Origin of the sequence: Calditerricola satsumensis, assembly GCF_014646935.1 — a bacterium.
GTDB classification, from domain to species: Bacteria; Bacillota; Bacilli; order Calditerricolales; family Calditerricolaceae; genus Calditerricola; species Calditerricola satsumensis.
This window is the reverse complement of record NZ_BMOF01000003.1, coordinates 57,953-79,265: the sequence shown is the minus strand read 5'-3', so window position 1 is coordinate 79,265 and position 21,313 is coordinate 57,953. Positions and strand designations below refer to the sequence as shown.

The 21,313-nt window shown below is 64.2% G+C and carries 20 protein-coding genes; 2 read left to right on the top strand and 18 right to left on the bottom strand.

Annotated features, from left to right (window positions below; translation table 11 throughout):
* Positions 1–91 precede the first annotated feature (91 nt).
* The 7 genes from IEX61_RS01775 to IEX61_RS01745 all read right to left on the bottom strand — a co-directional run bounded on the left by IEX61_RS01775 (position 92) and on the right by IEX61_RS01745 (position 8,229).
* Positions 92–1,117, bottom strand: a complete 1,026-nt coding sequence (locus tag IEX61_RS01775) for a glyceraldehyde-3-phosphate dehydrogenase (protein ID WP_054671944.1) — start codon at positions 1,115–1,117, stop codon at positions 92–94.
* 186 nt (positions 1,118–1,303) lie between these two features.
* Positions 1,304–1,894, bottom strand: coding sequence for a lytic transglycosylase domain-containing protein (locus IEX61_RS01770; RefSeq protein ID WP_188816636.1), 591 nt, complete (start codon positions 1,892–1,894; stop codon positions 1,304–1,306).
* A complete protein-coding gene (coaE, locus tag IEX61_RS01765; RefSeq protein ID WP_308423711.1) occupies positions 1,891–2,487 on the bottom strand; it encodes a dephospho-CoA kinase in 597 nt (198 codons plus the stop codon). The genes IEX61_RS01770 and coaE overlap by 4 nt, the downstream gene beginning before the upstream one ends.
* A gap of 16 nt (positions 2,488–2,503) precedes the next feature.
* Positions 2,504–3,328, bottom strand: a complete 825-nt coding sequence (gene mutM, locus IEX61_RS01760) for a DNA-formamidopyrimidine glycosylase (RefSeq protein ID WP_188816634.1) — start codon at positions 3,326–3,328, stop codon at positions 2,504–2,506.
* A gap of 47 nt (positions 3,329–3,375) precedes the next feature.
* Positions 3,376–6,048 (bottom strand): DNA polymerase I, encoded by a 2,673-nt coding sequence (gene polA, locus IEX61_RS01755; RefSeq protein ID WP_188816633.1) that lies wholly within the window; start codon positions 6,046–6,048, stop codon positions 3,376–3,378.
* 154 nt (positions 6,049–6,202) lie between these two features.
* Complete coding sequence (gene pnpS / locus IEX61_RS01750; protein ID WP_229725593.1) at positions 6,203–7,528, bottom strand: two-component system histidine kinase PnpS; 1,326 nt, start codon at positions 7,526–7,528, stop codon at positions 6,203–6,205.
* Complete coding sequence (locus IEX61_RS01745; protein WP_054672521.1) at positions 7,525–8,229, bottom strand: response regulator transcription factor; 705 nt, start codon at positions 8,227–8,229, stop codon at positions 7,525–7,527. The genes pnpS and IEX61_RS01745 overlap by 4 nt, the downstream gene beginning before the upstream one ends.
* Positions 8,230–8,365: 136 nt before the next feature.
* Here IEX61_RS01745 and IEX61_RS01740 point away from each other — a divergent pair, with 136 nt between their 5' ends.
* Positions 8,366–8,761, top strand: coding sequence for a DUF3899 domain-containing protein (locus tag IEX61_RS01740; RefSeq protein ID WP_188816631.1), 396 nt, complete (start codon positions 8,366–8,368; stop codon positions 8,759–8,761).
* 56 nt (positions 8,762–8,817) lie between these two features.
* Here IEX61_RS01740 and IEX61_RS01735 read toward each other — a convergent pair whose 3' ends face one another.
* The 8 genes from IEX61_RS01735 to citZ form a co-directional block, all read right to left on the bottom strand.
* Positions 8,818–9,816: an ABC transporter ATP-binding protein gene (locus tag IEX61_RS01735; protein ID WP_304502859.1), complete on the bottom strand. Its 999-nt coding sequence runs from the start codon at positions 9,814–9,816 to the stop codon at positions 8,818–8,820.
* Positions 9,813–10,826, bottom strand: a complete 1,014-nt coding sequence (locus IEX61_RS01730) for an ABC transporter ATP-binding protein (protein WP_054669109.1) — start codon at positions 10,824–10,826, stop codon at positions 9,813–9,815. The genes IEX61_RS01735 and IEX61_RS01730 overlap by 4 nt, the downstream gene beginning before the upstream one ends.
* A 13-nt stretch (positions 10,827–10,839) precedes the next feature.
* Entirely contained in the window at positions 10,840–11,781 is a 942-nt protein-coding gene (locus IEX61_RS01725) for an ABC transporter permease (RefSeq protein ID WP_054669111.1), read from the bottom strand.
* A 2-nt stretch (positions 11,782–11,783) separates the two neighbouring features.
* Positions 11,784–12,716 carry an ABC transporter permease gene (locus IEX61_RS01720; RefSeq protein ID WP_054669113.1) on the bottom strand — a complete coding sequence of 311 codons (933 nt, stop codon included), beginning with the start codon at positions 12,714–12,716 and terminating at the stop codon, positions 11,784–11,786.
* 134 nt (positions 12,717–12,850) lie between these two features.
* Entirely contained in the window at positions 12,851–14,503 is a 1,653-nt protein-coding gene (locus tag IEX61_RS01715; protein ID WP_188816630.1) for a peptide ABC transporter substrate-binding protein, read from the bottom strand.
* Between the two features lie 380 nt (positions 14,504–14,883).
* Positions 14,884–15,825, bottom strand: a complete 942-nt coding sequence (mdh, locus tag IEX61_RS01710) for a malate dehydrogenase (RefSeq protein ID WP_188816629.1) — start codon at positions 15,823–15,825, stop codon at positions 14,884–14,886.
* Positions 15,826–15,837: 12 nt separating this feature from the next.
* Entirely contained in the window at positions 15,838–17,136 is a 1,299-nt protein-coding gene (icd, locus tag IEX61_RS01705) for an NADP-dependent isocitrate dehydrogenase (protein ID WP_505650556.1), read from the bottom strand.
* A gap of 52 nt (positions 17,137–17,188) precedes the next feature.
* Complete coding sequence (citZ, locus tag IEX61_RS01700) at positions 17,189–18,304, bottom strand: citrate synthase (RefSeq protein WP_054669115.1); 1,116 nt, start codon at positions 18,302–18,304, stop codon at positions 17,189–17,191.
* A 253-nt stretch (positions 18,305–18,557) separates the two neighbouring features.
* On the opposite strand from citZ, the gene ytvI reads away from it, so the two are divergent.
* Entirely contained in the window at positions 18,558–19,679 is a 1,122-nt protein-coding gene (gene ytvI / locus IEX61_RS01695) for a sporulation integral membrane protein YtvI (RefSeq protein WP_172673445.1), read from the top strand.
* Between the two features lie 12 nt (positions 19,680–19,691).
* On the opposite strand, the gene IEX61_RS01690 is transcribed toward ytvI, so the two are convergent.
* From IEX61_RS01690 to IEX61_RS01680, 3 genes are read right to left on the bottom strand one after another with little or no spacing between them, the layout of a single operon-like run.
* Positions 19,692–20,351: a phosphatase PAP2 family protein gene (locus IEX61_RS01690; protein WP_054669117.1), complete on the bottom strand. Its 660-nt coding sequence runs from the start codon at positions 20,349–20,351 to the stop codon at positions 19,692–19,694.
* A gap of 35 nt (positions 20,352–20,386) precedes the next feature.
* Positions 20,387–20,842, bottom strand: a complete 456-nt coding sequence (locus IEX61_RS01685; RefSeq protein WP_229725591.1) for an FxsA family protein — start codon at positions 20,840–20,842, stop codon at positions 20,387–20,389.
* A 10-nt stretch (positions 20,843–20,852) separates the two neighbouring features.
* Positions 20,853–21,308 carry an acyl-CoA thioesterase gene (locus IEX61_RS01680; protein ID WP_229725589.1) on the bottom strand — a complete coding sequence of 152 codons (456 nt, stop codon included), beginning with the start codon at positions 21,306–21,308 and terminating at the stop codon, positions 20,853–20,855.
* Between the last annotated feature and the right edge of the window lie 5 nt (positions 21,309–21,313).

Genomic DNA, 21,313 nt, shown 5'->3' with positions numbered 1-21,313 from the left:
GTTATTGTATCCAATTTTGTTCCGGCATACAAGCGAAAACGCGCCTCGGTGAGGCGCGTCGGTCCAAAACCCCCTGTTTTCCCTCTTGGGATTAGCCCGCGCAAACGCTGGCCATCTGCCGCTTGGCCACGTATTTGGCCAGGTCGAGCATCCGGCAGGAGTACCCCCATTCGTTGTCGTACCACGCCAGCACCTTCACCTTTCGCGTGCCCATGACCATCGTCGACAGCCCGTCCACGATGGCCGACTGCTCCGTGCCGACGAAGTCGCTCGACACGAGAGGCTCCTCCGTGTACAGCAGGTAGGGCTGCATGGGCCCTTCGCTCGCCTCACGGAGCACGCGGTTGACCTCCTCCACCGTGACGTCGGTTTTCAGGTCGGCCACCAGGTCGACGATGGAGACGTTCGGCGTGGGCACGCGCAGGGCGATGCCGTTCAGCCGGCCGGCCAGCTCCGGCAGCACCTTGCCCACCGCCTTCGCCGCGCCGGTGGTGGTGGGAATGATCGACTGCGCGCACGCACGGGCACGGCGCAGGTCTTTGTGCGGATTGTCGAGGTTGTTCTGGTCGTTCGTGTAGGCGTGCACGGTGGTCATGAGGCCGTATTCGATGCCGAAGGCTTCATGGAGCACCTTGGCCACCGGCGCCAAACAGTTTGTCGTGCACGAGGCGCCGGAGATGATGTGGTGTTTCTCGGGATCGTAGGCGTGCTCGTTGACCCCCATCACAAGGGTGACGTCCTCGTCCTTGCCCGGCGCGGTGATGATCACCTTCTTGGCCCCCGCCTTCAGGTGCTTGGACGCCCCTTCCCGGTCGCGGAATTTCCCCGTGGCTTCGATGACGATGTCGACCCCCAGCTCGCCCCACGGCAGGCGTTCCGGATCGCGATCGGCGAGGAGCTTCGTCACCTTGCCGTTGACGATCAGCGCATCCTCCGCCGCCTCGACGGTAGCCTCCAGCCGGCCGTGGACCGTGTCGTACTTGACGAGGTGGGCCAGCGTCGCCGCGGGATACGTCGCGTTCACCGCCACCACTTCGATTTCCGGGTCGCCAATCGCCTTGCGAAACACCATGCGGCCAATCCGTCCAAACCCGTTGATCCCGATCTTTACCGTCATGAACACGCATCCCCTCCAACTGGCTTTCCGTTCCCTGAAATCATCCACACGATAATCCCACTTTTATTATAATCAGTATGTCACATTTGGCAATGGTATATCACCTATCCGTTGCGGATGAGGCGCAGTACCTAACAAAAACCGCACCGGCACGTGTCCTTGCGCCGGTGCGGATGACTGACGGACTCACCGTTGCTGTACCGTCCCCGAGAGATGGGCAAAGCGGTCTTCGTACACCGCCCGGTAGCGGTCGTGGTAGTACAGCACGCGCTGGACAAAATGGCGGGTTTCGCCGTACGGGATGGCCGACACCGTCTCCCGCCGCCCGTCCCACACCCGGCGGGCCAGCCAGCGGTCGACGGCGGTGGGCCCGGCGTTGTAGGCCGCCACGGCCAGCGCGGTGTTTCCCGCAAAGCGGTCGAGCAGGTAGCGGACGTACCAGGCCCCCAGCGTCACGTTGACGGCAGGGTCGTCGAGGCGCATGGCCAGCTCCTGCGGCAAGCCGGCCTTTTGCGCCACCCACGCCGCCGTCTCCGGCATGAGCTGCATCAGGCCCACGGCCCCCTTTTCGGAGACGGTATAGGGGTTGAACTTGCTTTCGATACGGATGATGGCCAAGAGCAGGTAGGGATCCACCTCGTACCGCTCCGCCGCGCGGGCGATCTCCCCCTCGTACCGAATCGGGTAGAGCCATTCCCACAGCAGCGAGGCGTTGAACAGCGCAAAGAGCGCGGCCAGCAGGAAGAGGATCGCCCACTCCCGCCGCGAAAACGTCATGGCCGAACCCCCACCTGGCGGAGAAAGGCGTCCACCTGCCGCTCGGTGGCGGCAAGGGGGCCGCTGTTGTCGATCACGTAATCGGCGCGGCGGCGTTTCTCCTCGATCGGCATCTGGGCGCGGATGCGGGCCAGGGCCTCCTCCCGGGTGAGGCCGTCGCGGGCCATCAGCCGCCGGAGCTGCTCCTCCGGGGGCACGTAGACGACCATCACCGCGTCGAAACGATCTTCCAACCCGCTCTCAAAGAGAAGCGGCACGTCGCATACGACCAGCTTCGCGCCCCGCCGCTCGGCCTCCTCCACCTCGTGCCACATGGCCGCGCGCACCCGCGGGTGGACAATGCGGTTCAGGTCGAGCCGGGCCGCCTCGTCGGCAAACACGAGGGCGCCAAGCCGCTTGCGGTCGATCCGGCCGTCGGGAAGCAGGATGTCGGCCCCAAACCGCTCGACGATCTCCCGCCACGCCGGCTCGCCCGGCTCGACGACGCGGCGCGCGAGCACGTCGGCGTCCACCGTCGGAATGCCGCGCCTGGCAAACATCGCCAGGACGGTGCTCTTGCCGCACGCAATCCCCCCGGTCAATCCCAGTCGCATGGCCACCGCTCCTTCCTTACGCTTGGCACGACGGGCACAGGTGCGTCCCCCGTCCGGCCACAACGATGCGCGCAATGGGCGTCCCGCAGCGGCGGCAGGGCTCGCCCCGGCGGCCGTACACGTCCAGCTCCAGTTGAAACATGCCCATCTCGCCTTTCCCGTTTCGGTACGTGCGCACCGACGCCCCGCCGCGGGCAATGCCGCGCATCAGCGTCTGGCGAATGCTGTGATAGAGCCGCACCGCCTCATCCGCCGTCAGGGTGTGGGCCGGCCGCTCCGGATGCAGGCCGGCGCCAAACAGCGCTTCGTCGACGTAGATGTTACCCAGTCCGGCCAGGAACGTCTGGTCAAGGAGCAGCGCCTTCAGCCGCGTGCGCCGCGCGCGCAGGCGGGCGGCGAAGTCCTCCTCGGTAAAGGCCGGATCGAGGGGCTCGGGTCCCAGGACGGACAGGGGCGGCGCGTGCTCCTCCGCCCCGCGCGGAAAGAGGTGCATCGTCCCGAACTGGCGCGTGTCGCGGTAGCGGAGCTCGGTACCGTCGGCAAAGCGGAACACAACGTGGGTATGGGGCTCCTTGGGATCGTCGGAGGCGCACAGCGTGTACCGCCCTTCCATGCGCATGTGCGACACGAGGACCACGTCGTCGAAGAAGACCTTCAAATATTTGCCCCGGCGGCCCGTCCCCCGCACCGTCTGGCCTGCGAGCTGCGCGGCAAAGGCCGCCGGATCCGCCGGGCGCTTGACGATCTTGGGCAGGCGCACCTCCACCTCCCGCACGCGCTTGCCGACGACGAGCTCGCGCAGCGTGCGGGCCACCGTTTCCACTTCGGGCAGCTCCGGCACGGCCGTCCCTCCCTCCCCCGGCAATGTCCGTCCCGGGCCCCGACGCCCTATTTCGCGTCGTACCACGTGTCGCCGACGTGCACGTCCACCTTGAGCGGAACCGAAAGCCGCACGGCGCGCTCCATCACCGCCGGCACCAGTTCGCGCATCACGGCCAGCTCGTCTTCCGGCACCTCGAACACCAGCTCGTCGTGCACCTGCAGGATCAGCCGGCTGCGCAGCCCCTCCTCCTTCAGGCGGCGCGCCAGGTTGACCATGGCCAGCTTGATGATGTCCGCCGCCGTGCCCTGGATCGGCGTGTTGCGCGCCGTCCGCTCGGCAAAGCTGCGCAGGTTGTAGTTGGGGCTGTGGATGTCGGGCAAAAAGCGGCGCCTGCCGAGCAGCGTCGTCACATAGCCCTTTCGGCGCGCCTCCTCGACCACGTCCTCCATGTACCGCTTGACGCCGCGGAACACGTCAAAGTAGCGTTCAATGAACGCCGCCGCCTCTTTGCGCGGAATGCCGAGGTTCTGCGACAGCCCGTAGTCGCTGATGCCGTAGATGATGCCGAAGTTGACCGCCTTGGCCTGCCGGCGCATGAGCGGGGTGACGGCGTCCTCCGGCACGCCAAAGACGTCCATCGCCGTGCGCGTATGGATGTCCATGTCGCGGTGGAAGGCGTCGACCAGGGCTTCATCCTGCGACAGGTGGGCGAGGACGCGCAGCTCGATCTGCGAATAGTCGGCGGCGAGCAGCTTCCAGCCCGGTTCCGAGGGAACGAAGGCCTGGCGAATGCGCCGCCCCTCCTCGAGGCGAATGGGAATGTTCTGGAGATTGGGCTCGGCGCTGCTGAGCCGCCCGGTGGCGGTAAGGGCCTGGTTGAAGATGGTGTGGATCTTCCCCGTTCGGGGGTTCACTTCTTTGAGCAAGCCGTCCACGTACGTCGATTTCAGCTTGCCCAAGGTGCGGTAGTACAAAATCTTCGGCACGATCTCATGGGCATCCTGCAGCTTCTCGAGCACGTCGGCGCTCGTGGAGTAGCCCGTCTTCGTCTTTTTCAGCGGCGGCAGGCCCAGCTTGTCGAAGAGGATCTCCCCCAGCTGCTTGGGCGAGTTGATGTTGAAGGGCGTGCCCGCCAGGCGGTAAATCTCCGCCGTCAGCTCCTCCAGGCGGCGCTCAAATTCTTCCCCCATCTCCTTGAGCCGCGCGGTGTCGACGCGGAAGCCGGCGTGCTCCATCGCCGCCAGGATGCGCGAAAGGGGCAGCTCGAGGTCGTAGAAGAGGCCGTTCATCTCCGCCTCTTCCACCTCGCGCTCCAGAAGGGGCTTGAGCCGGTAGATGGCCTGGGCTTTGCGGCACACGTGGGCGGCCAGCTCGCCTGCGGCAAGGGCGCGGCGTTTGGCCCCCTTGCCGTACACCTCCTCATCGGGCGCAAGGGACAGGCCGGCCCTTGGGGCCAGATCGGAAAGGGCATGGCGGCTCTCCGTGGGGTTCAGCAAATACGAAGCGATCAGGACGTCAAAGGCGATGCCCTCCAGCGAAAGGCCCCGCCAGCGCAGGGCCACCTCGCCGCGCTTGCCGTCGTACACCCATTTTTCCCGCGTCGGGTCGGCGAGGAAGGCCCGAAGCGCCTCCCACTCTTCCACACGGGCGGCCGGCACGAAGAGGGCTCCCGCGTCGCTGTAGACGCCGATGCCCAAGAGCGCCGCCTCGTGGTAGTTGTCGCCGTCGAGTTCGACCACCACCGCCGCCGGCGCCGCCAAGAGGCGCTCCAGTGCGGCGTCCTCCGCCGTGCCCGCGACGGCCACGTCGAGGGGGGTCGGCGCCGCGTCCCCTTCCTCCGCCCCGGTGGACGTTTCGCCCGGGGCGCGCGCCCCCGGCACATGGGGAAGCCGGTCAAGGAGGGATTTGAATTCCAGCCGGCGAAACACCTCGCGCACCGGCTCCAGCGCAAACCCGTCGTAGCGCAGGTCCTCCAGCTCAAAGGGGAGGGGCACGTCGCGCCGGATGACCGCCAGCTCCTTGCTCACGAGGGCCTGCTCGCGATGGGCGGCAATCGCCTCGCGCAGCTTGGGCCCGGAAATCTCGTCCACCCGCCGGACCACTTCTTCCACCGAGCCAAACTGGGCGAGCAGCTTGAGGGCCGTCTTTTCCCCCACCCCCGGCACGCCGGGGATGTTGTCCGACGCGTCGCCCATCAGCCCCTTCAGGTCGACGAGCTGCGCCGGGGTCAGGCCATACTTCTGGCGGATGGCCGCCTCGTCGTACCGCTCCGTTTCGCTGATGCCCTTCCGCGTGAGGGCGACCGTCACGTAGGGCGACACCAGCTGGAGCAGGTCCTTGTCGCCGGTGACGATGCGCGTGGCCAGGCCGCGCGCTTCGGCCCACGCGCTCACCGTGCCGATGATGTCGTCGGCCTCGAAACCTTCCTGTTCGTGGTAGCGGATGCCGAACGCATCGAGCACGTCCTTGATGAGCGGAAACTGCTCCGAAAGCTCGTTCGGCGTCTTGTGCCGCTTGCCCTTGTAGGCCTCAAACCGGGCGTGGCGAAAGGTCACCTTGCCGGCGTCGAAGGCGACCAAGAGGTGCGTGGGCCGCTCCTCTTCCAGCACCTTCAAGAGCATGGTTGTAAACCCGTACACCGCGTGGGTGTGCTGCCCGCTGGCCAGGGTGAGCGGCGGCAACGCGTAAAACGCGCGGTTCGCAATGCTGTTGCCGTCGATGAGGACCAGCTTCTCCATCCGCACCCGCTCCTCTTCGTCTCTCCCGTCCATCATACCACAGCGCCAACGCGGCGGGCAAAACGAGTCGGCCGAGCGGTGCGGCGAGCCCCTGCACCGCCCACCTGTAAGGCGGCCCTTCCTTCTCTCCCATAAAAACGGGAAACGGGGACCCTTACCTGTCCCCCGTTTCCCCTTCCGTCCCCTCGGGTTTTGGCAGGTGCACTGTAAAGGCGCTGCCTTTTCCGGGTTTGCTCTTTACCTCAATCCTCCCGCCGTGGGCGTCCACCAGGTGCTTCACGATGGCCAGCCCCAGGCCCGTGCCGCCGGAGCGGCGCGAGCGGTCCTTGTCGACGCGGTAGAAGCGCTCAAAGATGCGGTCAAGGTGCTCGCGCGGAATGCCGGGCCCGGTGTCCCGGACCGTCAGCCAGGTGCTGTCCGCATCCTCGCCCCCGGTGAGCGTGATGCGGCCCCCCGGCGGCGTGTAGGCGATCGCGTTGTTCAGCAGGTTGAGGAGAATCTGGCGCAGCCGATCGCGGTCGGCATACACGCGCAGGCCCTCGGGCACGCGGTTTTCCACCGTTTGCCGCTTCGCCTCCGCCGTGTGGGCGACAAGCCGGACCACGTCGGCCACCTCGTCGCGGGCGGAAAGCAGCCCTTTGCGCAGGGTGATCTGCCGGTTTTCAATCTGGGACAGCTGCAGGAGGTCCTGGATCAGCCGGCTGAGGCGTTCGCTTTCCTCGTAGATGATTTCCAGGAAGGCGCGGCACGTTTTCTCGTCGTACATCGCCCCGTCGAGAAGGGTTTCGGCAAAGCCTTTGAGGGAGGTCACCGGCGTTTTGAGCTCATGGGACACGTTGGCGACAAATTCGCGGCGCACCTGCTCCAGGCGGCGAATCTCGGTGATGTCGTGCAAGACGGCGACGACGCCAACCAGCGCGCCTGTCGTCCCGCGGCGGAACGGCACGGCGTGGACGTCCAGAATGCGTTCGCGGGGAAACGTCCAGCGCAGCTCGTCGTGCGCCGGTTCCCGCCGGCGGAAGACGCGCTCCACGAGCCGGGCCAGGTCCATCGAGCGCACCGCTTCCTTGTACGAACGGCCGATGACGCGATCCCGGGAAACACCGTTCAGCTGCTCGAAGGCCCGGTTGACGAGCACCACCCGCCCGTCGGCGTCGACCACCAGCACGCCGCTGGCCATTTGCTCGAGCACGCCGGAAAGCCGCGCCGCGTTTTCTTCCAGGTTCGCGATCTGCGCGCCCAACCCGTTTGCCAGGCGGAAAAACGCGCGCATCAGGGAAACAAAGGCCAAAGCGGCAAGGAGCAGGAGGACGAGCAGAACGGCGCCCGGCCCAAGCCCGTCGTCACGCACCGGAAACCTGGCTCCGGCGGCCAAGCCCATGTCCTTGACCACCCACGCGGCGAAAAACCCCGCGGCAAACAAGGCGGAGGAGCCGAGGGCGGTCCTGAACACCTGCCCGCGTCCCGGCTGCGGCGTCATCCGTTTTTCGGTCCCTCCAGCTTGTAGCCGATGCCGCGCACCGTCTTGATGTACACCGGGCGCTTCGTGTCGTCTTCAATTTTCTCGCGCAAGTGGCTGATGTGCACGTCCACGATGCGCGAGTCGCCGACGTAGTCGTAGTTCCACACCGCGTTGAGGAGCTGGTCGCGCGTCAGCACCTTGCCGCGGTGACGCATCAAATAGCAGAGCAGATCGAACTCCTTCGGCGTCAGTTCCACCGGTTCCGTTCCCTTGTACACTTCGCGCTTCTCCGGATAGAGCACGAGCTCGCCCACGGCCAGCCGCTCCGCCTCCTCGCTGCCTTCCTGCGCGGTCCGCCGCGCACGGCGCAGGATGGCCTTGACGCGCGCCACCACTTCCCGCGGGCTGAAGGGTTTGGTCAGGTAATCGTCGGCGCCCAGCTCCAGGCCGAGGATCTTGTCCAGCTCGTCGTCGCGGGCGGTGAGCATCAAGATCGGCGTGTGGTCGTTCTCCTGGCGCAGCCGCTTGCAAAACTCCATCCCGTCCATTCCTGGCAGCATGAGGTCGAGGATGATCAGATCGGGACGCTCCTTCTTCACCAGCTCATACCCGTACTGCCCGTCGAGCGCCGTCACCACCACATATCCCGCCGCTTCGAGGTTGAATTGCAGGAGCGTGACAATGGGCACCTCGTCATCGACGACCAAGATCTTTTCCACGTGGCGTCCCCCCCGGATGGGATGGTCCTTCCCTTCGCACCATCATGATACCATAAGAGAAGAAGGAAAATTTTAAGCCGGCGTTAAGATGAACGGACCGCGCCGGAGAGCGCTTCGCCAAAAGGAGGGACCCGTCGTGCCGCGCGAGCCCAAGCACGCCTGGATCGCCCGTTTCAACCTCACCGTGCTTTCCCTCGTGTTGACGCTGGTGGCGCTCGTTCCCCTGACTACGCCCGCGCAAAAGCTGTGGATCCTCAACGCCGCCTTTCTGATCGGCCTGACCTTCCTGTCGTTCACCGCGGCCGCCGCCATCTACCAGTCTGGGTTTCTCGACGCCTTTTTAGCCGGTTTCCGGCGGCTCGGCCGTGCGGGGAGCCCCCAAACCGACGCGACCCCCAATCCCGCCCCCATCGCAAGTCCCCCGCACGAGCGGGCCCAGCGCTGCGCGCGCCTTCTCCTGGTACCGTTTCTGCTTGCCGTGTACTTTCTCGGACTTTCCCTCGGGCTCTTGTATTTCTTTGAGCGGGCCTGACGGGCAAAAAAAAGGCCGTGGGCGAACGAAGGCCCACGGCTTCTTTGCTTCGAGCCTCAGTTGTACAGATGGCACGCCACCCAATGGCCAGGCTCCACTTCTTTCCATACGGGCTCCAACTCGGCGCAGATCGGCTTGGCCTTGGGGCAGCGCGTGCGGAACCGGCAACCGCTTGGCGGGTTGATCGGGCTGGGCACGTCGCCCTGGAGGATGATGCGCTCCCGCGTGCGCTCGACGCGCGGGTCGGGAATGGGAATGGCCGAAAGGAGCGCTTCGGTGTAGGGATGCAGCGGGTTTTCGTACAGCCGCTCGCTTTCCGTCAGCTCGACCAGCGTCCCCAGGTACATCACGCCGACGCGGTCGCTGATGTACTTGACCATCGCCAGGTCGTGGGCGATGAAGAGGTAGGTGAGCCCCTTTTCCCGCTGCAGGCGCTTCATCAGGTTGACCACCTGGGCCTGGATGGAGACGTCGAGGGCCGAAATCGGCTCGTCGGCGATGATGAAGTCCGGCTCCACAGCCAGGGCGCGGGCAATGCCGATGCGCTGGCGCTGGCCGCCGGAAAACTCGTGGGGGAAGCGGCTGGCGTGCTCCTTGTTCAACCCCACCGTCTCGAGGAGCTCGTACACGCGCTCCATCCGCTCCTTCCCCGAGGCCAGGCCGTGGATGTCCAGCCCCTCGGCAATGATGTCGGCCACGGTCATGCGCGGGTTGAGCGACGCGTACGGGTCCTGGAAAATCATCTGCATCTCGCGGCGGAAGCGCTTCAGCTCGGCCCCCTTCAGCTTGTGGACGTTCTTCCCCTTGAACAGCACCTCGCCGTCCGTGGCGTCGTACAGGCGGATGATCGTCCGACCGGTCGTCGACTTCCCGCACCCCGACTCGCCGACCAACCCCAGCGTCTCGCCGCGGCGGATGAAAAAGCTGACGTTGTCGACGGCCTTGAGAACGCCGGTGCGGCCGACGCGGAAGTACTTTTTCAGGTTGCGCACCTCAAGAATGATGTCCTGACCGGCTGTTTGAGCCACGTTCGGCTGCGTGAGCGTCTGCATCATCCGTTCACCCCTTCCGCCACAAGCGGCTGTTCCACCTTCGGCGCGCGCGGATCCTGCAGCCAGCACGAGACGCGGTGCGTCGCCGAGACGGCCGTCTCTTCAGGCATGTAATCGCGGCACACTTCCATCGCATAGTCGCAACGCGCGGCAAACGGGCAGCCCTTCGGCGGCGCAAAGAGATCCGGCGGCGTTCCGGGGATGGGCGCCAACTCTTGCGAACGATCGGCGTCGAGGCGCGGCACCGACCGCAACAGCCCCCAGGTGTAGGGATGCTGCGGGTTGTAGAAGATCTCGTCGACGGTTCCCTCTTCCACCACCTTGCCCGCGTACATGACGATGACGCGGTCGGCGATGTCGGCCACCACGCCGAGGTCGTGCGTGATGAGGATGATCGACGTGCCCATCTTCTGCTGCAGCTCCTTCATCAGGTCGATGATCTGCGCCTGGATCGTCACGTCGAGGGCCGTCGTCGGCTCGTCGGCAATGAGCAGCTTCGGGTTGCAGGCCAGGGCGATGGCGATCATCACCCGCTGGCGCATCCCGCCGCTGAACTGGTGCGGGTACTGCTTGATGCGCGACTCCGGTTGCGGAATCCCGACGAGGCGCAGCATCTCCACGGCGCGGTCGAGGGCGTCCTTCTTGCTCAGCCCCTGGTGCTTCATCAAGCCCTCGGCGATCTGCCGCCCGATGGTCATCGTCGGGTTGAGGGAGGTCATCGGGTCCTGGAAGATCATCCCGATCTCCTTGCCGCGCACCCGCTGCATCTCTTTCTCCGACAGCTTTAGCAGATCGCGCCCTTCAAAGAGGATCTCCCCGCTCTTGACGATGCCCGGCGTGAGGCGCATGATCGTCTGCGACGTGACGCTCTTGCCGCAGCCCGATTCGCCGACGATGGCCACCGTCTCGCCCTTGTCCACGTGAAAGCTGACGCCGCGCACGGCGTGCACTTCGCCGCCGTAGGTCTTGAACGACACGGCCAGATTGCGCACTTCGAGCAGCTTCTCGCGCATTCGCTCTCCCTCCTTACTTCCGCAGCCGCGGATCGAGCGCATCGCGCAGCCCGTCGCCGAACACGTTGAAGGCGAACATGGTCAGCGAGATGAAGAACGCCGGGAAGAAGAGGCGCCACCAGTGGCCGCTGAAAACCACCCCGAGGGCGTCGCTGGCCATCGTGCCCCAGCTGGCCATCGGCGCTTGCACGCCGAGGCCCAAAAAGCTCAAAAACGACTCGGCGAAAATGGCCTGGGGAATGGTAAAGGTGAGCTGAACGATGATCACGCCCATCACGTTGGGAATCAGATGCTTTCGCAAAAGCCGCGACACGTCGGCGCCCAACGTTTGTGCCGCCAGCACAAACTCCTGCTGTTTCACCTGCAAGATCTGTCCGCGCACCATGCGGGCCATGCCGACCCAGCCGGTCGCCGCCAGCGCCACGATGATGGGAACAATCCCCGGCTCCATGATCACAAGGAGCAAAATCACCACGAGCAGGTACGGGATGCCGTACAGGATGTCGACAATGCGCATCATGATGTTGTCGATGCGCTCGCCGCGCTTGCCCCGCCCGGCCATAAATCCGGCAATGCCGCCATAGATCACGCCAATGATGAGGTCGAGTAAGGCGGCCACAATGCCCACCGTGAGGGAGATCCGCGCGCCGTACCACGTGCGGGTAAAGACGTCGCGACCCAGGTCGTCGGTGCCAAACCAGTGTTCACCCGACGGGGGAAGGTTTTTTCGCAACAGGTCCTGGTGCTCGTAGCTGTACGGGCTCAGGTAAGGGCCGACGATGGCCATCACCACAAGCAGCAAAATCAACACGAGTCCCGCCATGGCCAGCTTGTTTTGCTTGAGGCGGCGCCACGCGTCCCTCCAGTAGGTGACCGTGGGGCGGCTGATCTGTTCGGCGTTCAGCTCTCGCCGGTCCAACGGGCGAAACAATTCGTTCGGAACCGTTACGGCCATTGTCAATCCTCCTTGCTCGCCAGCTTGATGCGCGGATCGACAAGGGTGTAGGCGAGGTCAACGAGCAGCATCATCACGACCAGAATGGCGCTGTAAAAGATGGTTGTGCCCATGATCATGGGGTAATCGCGGTTGATGATGCTTTCCACGAAGTATTTGCCCAACCCGGGTATGGCGAAGATCTTTTCGATAACAAAGGTTCCCGTGAGAATGGCGGCCAGCAAGGGCCCCAAATAGGTGATCACCGGCATCAGCGCGTTGCGCAAGGCATGTCGGAAGACGGTTGCCGGCTGGGAAAGTCCCTTTGCTTTGGCCGTACGAATGTAATCCTGGCCCAGCACATCCAGCATGCTCGAGCGGGTAAGGCGGGCAATCACCGCAAGGGGGCCCAGCGACAAGGCAAAGGCCGGCAAAATCAGGTGCTCAAACGAGCCCCATTGCGCGACAGGTAGCAACTTCCATTTCAAGCCGAAGTACTTTTGCAGCAGCGGGGCCATGACAAAGCTGGGAACGGAAATTCCCACGACGGCGACGGCGGTGGCCGCATTGTCCAGCCATGAACCATGACGCAGCGCAGCCAGAACGCCGAGCAAAATTCCGACGACAAGCGCAAGCGCCACAGCCGCCAACCCCAACTGGAACGAGACCGGGAAGCCGTCGGCGATGACGTCGTTAACCGTTCGCGTATCCGACTTGATGGACGGGCCCAAATCGAGCATCAGGAGATTTTTCAGGTACAGCACGTACTGCACCGGCAAGGGCTCGTCCAGATGGTACTTCGCCCGCAAATTCTTCAGAATCGGTTCGGGGTACTTCTTCCCGTCCTGGCTGAACGGGTCGCCGGGAATGCTGTGCATGAGGATGAACGTCAACGTGATGATAACCCACAGCGTCAACAGCATCCAGCCAAGCCGTTTCAAGATGTAGCGCAGCATGGGCAACACTCCGTTTCAACCGGCAAAGTCTTCAGAAAGGCCGCAATCGGAACAAGAGGTATACCCCGGAAGCGGGGTATACCTCGATCCCTCCACCGTTATTCGTGCGCATGGGGCATGCCGATCCGTTCCGGTTACTGCTTGCCCTCAATCCAGGCGCGGGAGTAGTCCGTTTCCATGATCACGTTGCGTACGGCGCCCTTCACGTACGGCTTCTCCATGTATACACGCGTATAGAAGTAGATCGGCACGATCGGCATTTCGTCGATCAGGATCTTTTCGGCCTCTTGCATCGCCTTGGTCCGCTCGGCCTGGTCGTTCGACGACTTCGCCTTCTCGATTAGCTCGTCGTACTTCTTGTTGGACCACTTCGGATAGTTGTTGCCGCCGCCCGTCACGAACAGGTCCATGAAGGTCATCGCGTCGATGTAGTCACCGATCCAGCCCATGCGGCCAACCTGGAACTTGCCTTGGTCGATGGAATCGAGGTAAACTTTCCATTCTTCGTTCGAGAGTTTCACCTCGATCCCCAGGTTCTGCTTCCACATCTGCTGGATGGCTTCGGCGATCTTCTGATGGCCTTGGTTCGTGTTGAACTTGTACTCGATCGGCGGCAGTTTTTTCAGGCCAAGCTCCTGCAGCCCTTCCTGCAGCAGCTTCTTCGCCGTTTCGACGTCGTTGTCCTTGAAGAGATCACCTTGCTCTTTGCGGAAGTCGTCCTGGACACCCGGTGCCCCCGGCGGAACAAAGCCGAGCGCCGGAACCTGACCCCCTTGCAGCACGTTTTCCACAAGCAGCTTGCGGTCGATGGCCAACGCGAGGGCCTTGCGGATCTTCGCGTTGCTCAGGATTTTATCCTTCGTGTTGAACACGAGGTAGTAGGTCCCAAAGTAGGGCGACACCTTCGCCTTGCCCTCGTCGATCAGCTGCTTCGTCAGATCGGTCGGCGGGCTCGCCACGTCGAGCTGGCCGGTTTCAAACATCTGGTATTCCGTGTTCTCGTCGTTGACCATGGCCATGTTGATCTGTTCCAATTTCACTTCGTTGGCGGCCCAGTAATTCGGGTTCTTCTTCAGGACAATCTTGGAGTCGTGCACCCACTCGGCGAGCACGAACGGCCCGTTGCTCACGTAGGTAGACGCTTCTTTATGCCAGTTGGGGTTCTTTTCGTCCACGTGCTTCGGAATCGGGAACAACGCGTAGAACGCCGTCAAGCTGAGGAAGTACGGCGTCGGCTTTTCCAGCGTCACTTGCAGCGTGTGATCGTCGAGCGCCTTCACGCCGACGTCATCGGCTTTCGCTTTGCCCTCGTTGTACTTCTGGCCGTTCTTCAGGTAGTACAGCTGATACGCGTAGTCCGCGGCGGAATTCGGGTCGAGAAGCTTCTTCCACGCGTATTCAAAATCGTGGGCCGTCACTGGCTGGCCATCGCTCCACTTCGCGTCTTTGCGCAGGTGGAACGTGTACGTCAGGCCGTCATCGGAAATGTCCCACTTCTCCGCAATTCCCGGCTTCGGTTCGCCGTCTTCCCCTAGGCGCGTCAGGCCTTCCATGACGTGGATGAGCACGAGACCCGACGTGGAGTCCGTCGCCTTGGTCGGAAGCAGAGACGGCGGCTCCGAATTGATGTTCAGGTTGAGCACCTGCGGCTCCGACGGTTTGGCGTCGCCGCCGCTCGACTGGTTGCCCGGTTGCTGCGCGTTCTCCGTCGAACCGCAGCCGGCAAGGGCCAAGCTGGCCACGAGCAGGATGGACAGAAGTCCTGCAAGCCATTTGCGCTTGACCATGCGAAGCAAACCCCCTTCGTTTTTGGTGGTGTATGGTCAAGGCTGCAACGCGGGCAGCCGAAGACCCACCGGGTACGCCGTGATCGACGCCAAAATCGGAAAAAAACCTGCAAATCTGCCCAAGAATCTGAATCCAATGCGAGTTGAAAAAGCATCACTTCTAATTTACCGGTTTGACCACGCGCATACAAGATCGATTTCCCAAAGAATTCGCGGCAATTTCTCCCTCGTTCGAGACAACATCAACTCCTGTGCGCAAATGCAACAATTTCTCGTAAGCGCTTTCAGAAGCGAAAGGGTTTTTGGACCAACGCGTGGCCGCGGGAAAACAGGATCATAAAAAAACGGGGTCAGCACGCTGACCCCGTTTCCGGATCCGCTTACAGATCCAGAAGCGCCATCACCTTGCGCACCGACTGGGCCGACTTGTCGAGGGCCGCCTTTTCTTCCGGCGTCAGATCCAGCTCGATGACCTTCTCCAGGCCGTTTCCGCCGAGAATTGTCGGCACGCCGAGGAACATGTCGCGGTAGCCGTATTCACCCTCCAGGTAGGCGATGGCCGGCAGGATGCGCTTCTTGTCCTTCAGAATGGCCTCGGCCATCTCCACGAGGGCCGCCGCCGGCGCGTAGTAGGCGCTGCCCGTGCCAAGCAGCTTCACGATCTCGCCGCCGCCGTAGCGCGTCCGCTCGACGATGGCGTCGATCGTCTCCTTGGGCAGGAGCTTCTCGATCGGGATGCCGCCGGCGTAGGAGTAGCGCACGAGCGGCACCATGTCGTCGCCGTGGCCGCCGAGGACGAAGCCGGTCACGTCCTCCACGGAGACGCCCAGCGCCTCGGCCAGGAAGGCGCGGAAGCGGGCCGTGTCGAGCACGCCCGACTGGCCGATGACGCGGTTTTTCGGGAAGCCGGTCACCTTGTACACCACATAGGTCATGGCGTCGACCGGGTTGGTGAGCACGATGACCGTCGCGTTCGGGGCGTGCTCCTTCACCTGCTCGGCCACCGCTTTCATGATCTTCGCGTTGGTGTGCACGAGGTCGTCGCGGCTCATGCCGGGCTTGCGGGCCACGCCGGCGGTGATGATGACGAGGTCGGACCCCTGGATGTCGGCGTAGTCCGCCGTGCCCACGATGCGGCTGTCGACGCCCAGCACCGGCGTCGCCTCGTACATGTCGAGGGCCTTGCCCTTGGTGGGGTTCTCGAGCTGCGGAATGTCGACGAGCACGACGTCGCCGAGCTCCTTCTGCGCCAGCATCAGAGCCGTCGTCGCGCCGGTGAAGCCAGCGCCGATCACCGCGATCTTGTTGCGACGAAAGGCCATGGTTCTTCCCCCTCAGCCCATGTTTTCAATGAGCAGCGTGCCAAACTCGGAGCACTTCACTTCTTTGGCCCCGTCCATCAGGCGGGCAAAGTCGTAGGTGACCGTCTTGTTCGCGATGGTCCGCTCCATCGCCTTGATAATGAGATCCGCCGCCTCGGTCCAGCCAAGGTAGCGGAGCATCATTTCCCCGGAAAGGATGACCGACGACGGGTTGACCTTGTCCAATCCGGCGTACTTCGGCGCCGTGCCGTGGGTGGCCTCGAACACGGCGTGGCCGGTGACGTAGTTGATGTTCGCCCCCGGCGCGATGCCGATGCCGCCCACCTGGGCCGCCAGCGCGTCGGAGATGTAGTCGCCGTTCAGGTTGAGCGTGGCGATCACGTCGTATTCCGCCGGGCGCAGCAGGATCTGCTGCAGGAAGGCGTCGGCGATGACGTCCTTGACGATGAGCTTCCCGGCCGCCTCGGCCTCCTTCTGCGCCTTGTCGGCCGCCTCGACGCCCTGCTCGGCCTTGATGCGGTCGTACTGGGCCCAGGTGAACACCTTGTCGCCGAACTCCTGCTCGGCCACCTCGTAGCCCCAGTTCTTGAAGGCCCCCTCGGTGAACTTCATGATGTTGCCCTTGTGGACGAGGGTAACGCTCTTGCGGCCGTGCTTCAGGGCGTACTCGATGGCCGCGCGCACCAGGCGCTGGGTGCCCTCCTTCGACACCGGTTTGATGCCGATGCCCGACGTCTCGGGGAAGCGGATCTTCTTGACGCCCATCTCGTTCTGCAGGAAGGCGATGACTTTCCGCACCTCTTCGCTCCCCGCGGGCCATTCGATCCCGGCATAGATGTCCTCGGAATTCTCACGGAAGATGACCATGTCGACCAGTTCGGGATGCTTCACCGGAGACGGGACGCCGGGGAACCACCGCACCGGGCGCACGCAGGCGTACAGGTCGAGCTCCTGGCGCAGGGCGACGTTGAGGGAGCGAATCCCCCCGCCGACCGGCGTGGTGAGGGGCCCCTTGATCGCGACCAGGTATTCGCGGATCGCCGTCAGCGTGTCCTCGGGGAGCCACGTGCCAAAGGTCTTGTACGCCTTCTCGCCGGCGTACACCTCAAACCACGCGATTTTGCGTTTGCCGCCGTAGGCCTTCTCCACGGCCGCGTCGAGGACGCGCTTAGCCGCCGCCCAGATGTCCGGACCGGTGCCGTCCCCCTCGATGAACGGGATGATGGGGTGGTCCGGAACGCGGAGCTTCCCGCCTTCGATGGTGATCTTCTCCCCGGTTTTCGGCTCCTCGTACAACTGGAACAAGGCCAAGGCAATCCCTCCCAGGTTTATAGCCTAACCCGGCGGGAGAGGCGGCCACCTCTCACCGCTGGTCGATGGGCACGTAGCGGACGTTTTGCGGCCCGACGTACTCCGCCCGCGGACGGATCAGGCGGTTGTTGGCGTATTGCTCGAGGATGTGCGCCGTCCATCCCGACATGCGGCTGACGGCGAAAATGGGCGTAAAGAGGTCACGCGGAATGCCCAGGCTGTGGTACACGGTGGCGGAGTAGAAGTCCACGTTGGGTTTCAGGCCCTTTTTCGCGAGCATCAAGCGCTCCAGTTTCACCGACATCTGGTAGTAGCGCTCGTTGCCGGTGAGGGCGGACAGCTTCTCGGCCATCTTCTGCAGGTGCTTGGCCCGCGGGTCGCCGTTTTTGTACACGCGGTGGCCAAAGCCCATGATCTTTTCCTTCTTGGCCAGCTTCTCGTCCAAATAGGCCTCCACGCGGTCCAGGTCGCCGATCTCCTCCAGCATGGCCATGACGCGCTCGTTGGCCCCGCCGTGCAGCGGCCCCTTCAGCGTGGCGATGGCCGCCGTCACCCCCGCGTACATGTCGGCCAGGGTGGCCACGGTCACCCGCGCGGCGAAGGTGGAGGCGTTCAGCTCGTGGTCGGCGTGGAGAATGAGCGCCTTGTCAAAGGCTTCGGCCGCCACGGGTTCCGGCTTCTCGCCTTTCAGCATGTAGAGGAAGTTCTCGGCGTACGACAGGCCCGGCTGCGGCATGAGGGGCTCCTTGCCCTCCCGCAGGCGCGAGATGGCCGCCACCAGCGTGCCCACCTTGGCTACGAGGCGCAGCGCTTTGCGGCGGTTGGCTTCCTCGCTGTTGTCCTCGGCTTCCGGATCAAAGGCCGCCAGCGCCGACACCGCCGTGCGCAGCGTGGCCATCGGATGGGTCGTGCGAAGCGGAAGCCTTTTCAACAGCGTCACGATTTCGTCCGGAATGGAACCGTTTTCCACAAGCTCCCGCTTGAGCGTCTCCAGCTCGTCCCGCTTCGGGAGCCGGCCGTTCCACAGCAGGAAGACCACTTCTTCAAAGGTGGCCCGCTCCGCCAGCTCATCGATGTTGATGCCGCGGTACGTCAGCACCCCGTCGATGATGGAGCTGATCGCCGAAGAGCAGGCGACCACGCCTTCAAGCCCCGTGTTCGCCGTCATGAAGATCTCTCCTTCCGCGCATATTTTCGAAAAACTGCGTCTCCTGACACGAAAAACCCAAGCCGCAAGAGGCGACGCGCTGCCGCTCTATCCGCGCAAGCCGCCGCGTTTCACCACGTTTTCCATTGTAGCACAAGGTGAAACCAGATTCCATTCCACAATCCTTAAGCCCGGCGCATTACGGACAAGCCCGCAAAACCCGTACAATGGCCGTAAGAGAATCGGTCCAGCGCGAGGGAAAGGAGCGAACGTCGTGCCTCCCGAATGGATCCGCGATGCGGCTCGCCTTTATCGGCTGCTGAAGGTGACGGTGATCGTCGGCCTCCTCGCGTGGGGCGCCTACACCGTTCTGCCTTTGGTATACCCGTTTCTCATCGCGTTCTTGCTGGCCTACGCGCTCAATCCCCTCGTCACCCGACTGGAAAAACAGGCCAAATTGCCGCGCTGGCTGGCCGTCATCCTGGCCATGACGCTGCTCCTCACCGTGATCCTTTCCGTTCTCGGCATCGTGGTGTCGGAGATCATCGGCGAAATCGGCACGCTGGCCAACCAAATCCCCCGGTACATCGCCGTATTTCGCCACCGGCTTACCCAGCTGCTGACGGTCGATCTGACCCAGACGCTGTACGAGCGGTTCAGCCGCTTCTACGAGGCCCTCGATCCGGGGAGCCAGGCGCGCATCCAGCAGCATGTGCAGGACGTTGTGGAACGCCTGGCCGACAGCGGGGGGAAACTGGCCGTTGGCTTCCTGCAAACCCTGCAAAACCTGCTGCTGTCGCTCCCCAACACGGCGACGGTCATGGTCATCGTGCTCTTGGCCACCTTTTTCATCAGCAAAGACTTCCGGCGCATCCGGCGCACCCTCGTGGAGTGGATCCCCGTCCCCTTGCACGACAGCACGCGGGCGGTGGTGGCCGACCTGCGCCGGGCGCTTGTCGGCTTCGTGAAAGCCCAGCTGACGCCGACCTCGGTGACCGCCCTGCTTGTCCTGATCGGGCTGCTTCTGCTCCGCGTGCCCTACGCGGTCACGCTCGCCCTGCTCACCGGCCTGGTGGACCTCTTGCCCTATCTCGGCACCGGCGCGGTCTTCCTGCCGTGGATCGCCTACCTCCTCGTCACGTCGCAGATGCCCCTGGCCCTGGGCTTGTCCGCGCTGTACGTGATCATCCTCATCGTCCGCCAGATTCTCGAGCCCAAGGTGCTGGCCACCAACGTCGGGCTGGATCCCTTGGTGACGCTCATCGCCCTGTTCGTCGGGCTCAAGCTGTGGGGGTTTGTCGGCCTCATTGCGGGGCCCGCCGCCGTCGTCGTTCTTCAGGCCCTCAAACGCGCCGGCGTGTTCCGCGACCTGTGGGCCTACATCACGCGGGTGTGAAGGGAACGCGCGTCACCGGGGAACGGAGAACCGCCTGCCTGAAACGGTCGGCGCGCGTTTGACCGCCCGCCGCTTCAACCAGACGGCAAAACACAGCCACGAGCCACCCGCCAGATAGGCGCCCACCACGTCGGTGGGATAGTGGACGCCCAGGTAGACCCGGCTCACCCCCATGGCGAAAGGCCAGAGCACGCAACCGGCCAGCAAAAGGCCCCGTCCCCGCGTAGACAGCCGCGGCCAGAGAAGCATGGCCAGCGCGCCGCAAAACGCGACGGCCGCCATGGCGTGTCCACTTGGATAGCTGTATCCGCTTACGTCGACCACGGGCATCTCGATCGGGCGCGAACGCGCGATCGTGCGCTTGAGCAGCTCGTTCGTGACAAAGGATCCGATCTGCACCCCGACAAACCACACCAGTTCCCGGCGCAACCGCAACCCGGCATAGAGGATACCCAAGGTCAAGACCACAAGGAGGATCATCCCGCCAACGTCACCGATGGCGTGCAGGCCTTTCGCCGCGGCGGTGAGCACCGGCGACGCCGCCTCCCGCACAAAGGCCACCGCATGGGCATCGAACGCCGCCGTGCGACCGGAGACCACCCACGCCGAAAGCAGCAGAAAGCCCGCCGCCAACCCGACGCTCAAGAGGAGAGAAGGATCCCACCGGCGCATGCGAAACCCCCCCTTTCGACGCCTCCCACGCACGCCTACCACCGCCAGCGCGTCCACCACACCGCCTGCGTTCCGCGCGCCAGCTGCCGCCACAGCCAGCGCTTGACCCGTCGCTTGAGGAGCGCCCGGCTCGGAGGCAGCAGGAAGACGAGCCCGAGCACATCGGTGAAAAATCCCGGCGTCATGAGCAACACGCCGCCAACAAACACGGCCAGGCCGTCCAAAATCTCCTCACCGGGAAGCTCGCCGTGCGCGAGCTTCGCCTGCGCCCGCCGCCAGATGCGCCACCCCTGCGCGCGCGCCAGGTAGGCGCCGATCAGGCCGGTGGCCAAAACGAGGAGCACCGTCGGCCACGCGCCGATCCACCGGCCGACCTGGATGAGGCCCCACAGCTCGATCACCGGCACGAGGACAAACAGAAGAACCAGCAGCCGAACCAGCGCCATCGCCTCCCTTTCGCGGAACGCCTGCGGCCCCTCGAAAGCGGCCACCCCGTCTCCGTCATTCCGGATCTGCTTCGTCCGAAACCGCCGCCAAAAGCAGCCGGTAGAGGTCGGGGCTGTGTTTCTTCAGGTTGATGGGGTGAAACGTTCGATCGACCCACGCGTGCTCCGTCTCCCCTTCGGCAATCGCCTGCGCGTTGTCCGCGCGCCGAATTTCGTAGGCAAAAGCCAGGCGCACCGGCCCCCACCGGGTCAGGGCCGTGCGCACGACGAGCGCGTCGTCGTAGCGCGCCGGGGCCAGGTACCGGCACCGCGCCTCGAGCACGGGCAGCAGGAGGCCCCGCGCTTCGATTTCGCGGTACGGCACCACCGCGCGGATCCATTCCGTGCGCCCAACCTCAAACCACGTCAGGTAGTTGGCGTAATAGGCCACGCCCATCTGATCGGTTTCGGCATAGCGGACGCGCAGCGGCGTTTCCGTCCACCGCACGCGACGCTCCCCCGGCTTTCGCACCGTTC